We start from the raw sequence: 5,536 nt of genomic DNA, 5'->3' as shown, positions 1-5,536 counted from the left end.
GAAGTCGAGCCGGCTGATCAGATGCATGCCCCTTGACTACCGTGGATCGCCCTCGCGGACAACACCGGCCGGGTGCCGGGCCCGCGTCCCGGCCACCCGAGGAGAGGCATTCCCCCGGTCGGATCAGGCGGCTAGCATGACAGGGAACGGTCCACACGCAAAGGAGCGCGATCATTCATGCCGGCTGACGCGAAGAACTCGTCGGTTTCGAAGGATCTGGGGGAGGTTTTCGCGGGCCAGGGTGACGTCGCCGCCCGGTTCGCCGCCGCATACGCCCGAGCAGGCGCGCCTCCCGGACACGATGCTCCCGCCACGGACGGCCCCCGGCTCACCGCGCATATGCGGCTGGGGCAGCATCGGATGCCAGGAACCGATCTGGTGGAGGTGATCGACACCAAGGGTGGCGCCCCCGTCGAAGGTGCGGCCGTCACCCTCCTGGTCGTGACCGATGACCGCCCCTTCCTGGTGGACACCGCCACGGCCCGCGTCACGGAGTTGGGGTGGACCCTGCGAGGCGTGTGGCATCCCATCCTCGGCGTAGCCCGCGCCGCGAGCGGCACGCTGTTGGGCCTGGATCCCGCAGGCGTCGAGGAATCCTGGCTCAGCATCGAGGCCTACCCCCCGTTGGGGCCGTGGGAGGACGGCCGGCTTCCCGCCCTCGTCGGTGCTGTCGAGGCAGGGCTGGCGGCGTCCCGACTGGTCGACGATGACGCCGACGCCTTGCGGGCCATGGCGCTGCGGGTAGCGGGACTGGCGCACACGTGGCACCTGAGCGCGCAGGTCGAGGGCCGCGGCAGCGAGGTGGGGGAGTTGCTCACCTGGTTGACCCAGGGGCACTTCACCTTCTTCGGCTACCGGTACTACCGCGTCGACCAAGACGCATATCGGCCCGATCTCCCCACCGGGCTGGGCTTGCTGCGCCACGCCAGCGGGGATGAGTTCCACGCCCGCCTTGCCGGGCGCGATGATCATCGGCTGTTGGTGGTCACCCGCGACTCCCGCCGGTCGCCGCTGCAGCGTTCCGGCTTCCTCGACTACGTGGGGGTTCGCGAGTTCGACGCTGCAGGCCGCATCGTGGGGGAGCACCGATTCCTGGGGGTCTCGAATCCGGGCGCGGATGCGGAGCCGCTGGGCGGGGTTCCCGTCCTGGGGCCGAAGGCCGCCCGCATCCGGTCGCTGCTGGAGTACGACCCGGACTCACACTCGGGTCAGGTCGTCGAACAGACCCTGGCGTCGTTTCCGCGCCACCTGTTGTTCGAGGGGGACCCCGAGACGCTCGCGGCCGACATCGCCCGCGCCGCCGGGATCCAGGAACGTGGCTCCGCGGGTTTGCTGCTGCGCCCGGGTGCCTACGGTCGGTTCTGGACTGCCCTGATCTACTTGCCGCGCGACGGCTACCGCACGGCGGTGCGGGAACGCATCGAGAAGGTCCTGCTGGAGCGCCTGGGGGGCGCCTCGCTGGAGTTCCAGGTGTGGGTGACCGATTCCCCGATGGCCCGGCTGATGCTGGTGGTGAAGACCGACCCGGACCACGCGCCCGCTCACTTGGACACGGACGCCCTCCAAGCCGACGTCATCGCCGCCACCCGCGGCTGGACCGACGATTTCAACGATGCCGCGGCGCACCTGCCCGCCCAAGCCCGCGGGGTCACCTTCGGGGACGCCTACCAGTCCGCCCACGAGCCGTGGCAGGGAGTCGCGGACCTGCTGCTGGCCAACCAGCTCACGGGGCCCGACGATCTGCGGTTCGTCATCTACCGGCCCAATGACCCCGGCGACGCCGCCGACCTGCGGTTCAAGGTGATCACCGCGCAGCGGATGTCCCTCACCCGCGTCATGCCGCACCTGGACGCGCTGGGTCTGGACGTCTTGGACGAGCGGCCCTTCCACTGGGACCTGCGGGGCGCGCCGGTGTCGCTGTTCGACTTCGGCTTCACGCTGCCCGCCGGGCAGACGCCGACCGACTGGACGCTGGCCGACCGTGCCCGGTTCGCCGACGCGTTCGCGGCGTCCTATCAGGGCCGCGCGCACGCCGGGCGGCTCAACCGGCTGGTCATCAACGCGGGGCTCACCTGGGAGCAGGTCGCCTGGCTGCGGGGGATCTCCCGCTACCTGCGGCAGGCGGGCATCCCGTTCAGTCAGCCTTACGTCGCAGACGCGCTCAATGCCAACCCGGAGATCGCCGCCGCATTGGTCAACGCCTTCGCCCTGCGGTTCGACCCGGATCGCGGCGAGGGCCCCGACTCCCAGGGCGTGGCCTTCGAGGGCGCCCTCGCCGCCATCGAGTCCGGCTTGGACGAGGTGAGCAGCCTGGACCAGGACCGCATCCTGCGGCTGTTCGTCGCCGTTCTACGAGCGATGCAGCGCACCAACGCGTTCGTGCCGGGGCAGGAGGCGCTCGCGTTCAAGCTCGATCCCACCGAACTCGCGTTGTTGCCCCAGCCGCGGCCCGCCCACGAGATCTTCGTCTACAGCCCGCGCGTCGAGGGCGTGCATCTGCGGTTCGGGGACGTGGCGCGAGGCGGGTTGCGCTGGTCCGACCGCCCCGAGGACTTCCGGACCGAGGTGCTGGGACTGGTCAAGGCACAGATGGTGAAGAACACGGTGATCGTGCCGGTGGGCGCGAAGGGCGGGTTCGTGCCGCAGCGGCTCCCCGACGTGCGCGTCGATCGCGCCGCCTGGCTGGAGGAGGGGCAGGCCTGCTACCGCATCTTCGTGGACGCACTGCTCAGCGTCACCGACAATCTCCAGGGCGGTGCGGTCGTCCCGCCGGCGAGAGTCGTGCGCCACGATGGCGACGACACCTACCTGGTCGTGGCGGCGGACAAGGGAACCGCAGCCTTCTCGGACCTGGCCAACGACATCGCCGTGCGGCGCGGGTTCTGGCTGGGCGACGCCTTCGCCTCCGGCGGGTCCGTCGGCTACGACCACAAGGGGATGGGGATCACCGCGCGGGGTGCCTGGGAGTCGGTGAAGCGGCACTTCTACGAGGCCGGCCTGGACTGCCAGGCCCATGACTTCACGTGCGTCGGCATCGGTGACATGGCGGGCGACGTGTTCGGCAACGGGATGCTGCTGTCGCGACACACCCGGCTGGTGGCGGCCTTCAACCACCAGCACATCTTCCTGGACCCCGAGCCGGACGCTGCAGCGTCCTTCCACGAGCGGGAACGCCTGTTCCGCACGCCGGGCACGACCTGGGCCGACTACGACCCGGCGCTGATCTCGCCCGGAGGGGGCGTGTTCGCCCGCACCGCCAAGCGGATCCCCGTGTCGAGCCAGGTCCGCGCCGCGCTCGGATTGGACCCGGGCACCTCCGCGTTGACCCTGACTGAGCTCATCCGGGCGATCCTCCTGGCGCCGGTCGATCTGCTGTGGAACGGCGGCATCGGCACCTACGTCAAGGCGGCTGATGAGACCCACGCGGACGTCGGTGACAAGGCCAACGACGCGGTCCGCGTCGATGGCGCCCAGGTGCGGGCGAGGGTGGCCGGTGAGGGCGGCAATCTGGGCTGGACCCAGCGGGGTCGCATCGAATACGCCAGGGCGGGTGGCCGGATCAACACCGACTTCATCGACAACTCCGCCGGGGTGGACACCTCCGATCACGAGGTCAACATCAAGGTCCTGCTGCAGCCCGCCGTCCGGGAGGGACGACTGTCGGCGCCGGAACGGGTGGCGCTGCTGGAGTCGATGACCGACGAGGTCGCGCACCTGGTGCTGACCCACAACGTGGATCAGAACATCGCCCTGTCCGTCGAACAGGCACAGCGACCGTCCCTGCTGGGGGCCTACGAAACCTGGTTGCAGCATCTGGAGCGGTTCGCGGGCCTGGACCGCGACCTGGAGGGGCTGCCGGGGCGCGAAGACATGGGACGTCGCATCCGCGACGCGATCGCCTTCACCCGCCCCGAGTTGGCCTCCATCCTGGCCTGGACGAAGATCTATCTCGAGCGGCTCGTGGATGCCTCGCCTCTCCCCGACGACCCCTATCTCGCGGATCGGCTGGTGACCTACTTCCCGCCCGAACTGCGCGACCGGTTCGCCGCGGACATGCCCCGGCACCCCTTGCATCGCGAGATCGTGACGATGGTGACGGTCAACCGGTTCGTGAACTCCCAGGGCATCACGGCCTTCAGCCGGCTGTCGGAGGAGACGTCGTCCGACATCACGGAGGTGATCAAGGCTCAACTGGCGGCCCGCACCATTTTCGCGGTGGCCCGGTTCGAGCTGAAGCTGCCGGGACTGCACCTGGGGGCGCCGGCCGAACTGCGCGTCAGGTCTGCTTTGCAGCAGATGATCGAGCGGGGTACTCGGTGGCTGCTCCACAACCGACGCGGCGACCTGGACATTCGAGCCGAGGCGGAAACGTTCACCCAGGGCGTCCGGGCCGTGTTGCACACGTTCACCGACCACGCGACGACCCGACAGCGCGCGGCGATGGCGGAGCAGGTGGCGGCACTGGAGGAGTCGGGGGTCCCGACCGAGATCGCGGACGCGACGGCGCGGGCGCTGTGGGCCCATCAGGCGCTGCCCATCGTGGACCTGGCCCGGGCCCTGGACCGGCCGCTGGAGGTGGTCTCGGGGGTGTACTTCGCCCTCTCGGCCACGCTCGGGCTCGACGTGGTCTTCGAGCGGGTCAACGCCTTGGACCGGTCGACGCGTTGGGACACCATGGCGCGTGCCGCCCTCCGCGACGACCTGACCACGCTCCAGACCGAGCTCACGCGCGCGGCGCTGCTGACCGCTGCGGCGTCGACGGACCCGGCGGAGATCGTCGCGGCCTGGAAGGACGCGGTCGGCGGCGTCGCGCGTGAGGCGGCTCAACTCGCCGAGATCACCGATGCGGAGGCGACGCTGGCGCGGATGTCGGTGGCCCTGCGGACCGTCCGGACGCTGCTGGTGTAGGGCGCCGATGGGGCAGACTGCGGGCATGCGGATCGATCTCCACACCCACAGCGCGGTCTCCGACGGCACCGACGCTCCCGCCGTCCTCGTCGAGCACGCCGCCGAGGCGGGGCTGGACGCGATCGCGCTGACCGATCACGACACGTTCGATGGTGTGCCGGAAGCACAGGGTGCGGGGGCGCGCGTCGGGGTGGTCGTGCTGGGCGGCATGGAGTTCTCCACCCGGTGGGATAACCACTCGGTTCATCTGCTGGCCTACGGGCCTCGCGTGGATGATCCGGCCTTGTCTGCCGAGTTGACACGGGTCCGCGAGGGACGCGACGGCCGGGTTCCGGCGATGATCGCCAAGCTTGCCGACCTCGGCTACCCGCTGACCAGCGACGATGTGTCGGCCCAGGCACACGGCGTCTCCGTCGGGCGGCCGCACCTGGCCGACGCGATGGTGGCGCGCGGGTACGTCCGGGACCGCGATGAGGCGTTCGCACGCTTCCTCGACGATGCGGGCCCCGCCTTCGTCGACCGCTACGCGACGCCGCTGCTGGAGGCCGTCGGACTGGTGAAGCGGGCGGGTGGCGTCGCCGTCGTCGCGCACCCGTGGGGCCGCGGGGCGCGCGGCGTCCTGGGGGAG

Annotated in this window: 2 protein-coding genes; both read left to right on the top strand. The window is 70.6% G+C overall.

Annotated elements, in window-relative coordinates; translation table 11 throughout:
* The first annotated feature begins 177 nt into the window (after positions 1 to 177).
* Complete coding sequence (locus tag V7E09_RS10540; protein WP_324523354.1) at positions 178 to 4,908, top strand: NAD-glutamate dehydrogenase; 4,731 nt, start codon at positions 178 to 180, stop codon at positions 4,906 to 4,908.
* 25 nt (positions 4,909 to 4,933) lie between these two features.
* Positions 4,934 to 5,536: PHP domain-containing protein (locus V7E09_RS10535; protein ID WP_324523353.1), on the top strand; the 603-nt coding region annotated here is incomplete at its 3' end.

Origin of the sequence: Propioniciclava sp. (genome assembly GCF_036744435.1) — a bacterium.
Lineage (GTDB): Bacteria > Actinomycetota > Actinomycetes > Propionibacteriales > Propionibacteriaceae > Propioniciclava.
Note: the sequence above shows the minus strand (reverse complement) of the source record. Positions and strands in the feature narration are given on the sequence as shown.

Excerpts from the sequence above, each read along its gene's own strand:
- V7E09_RS10540 (WP_324523354.1), top strand. The coding sequence starts at position 178 with ATGCCGGCTGACGCGAAGAACTCGTCGGTTTCGAAGGATCTGGGGGAG.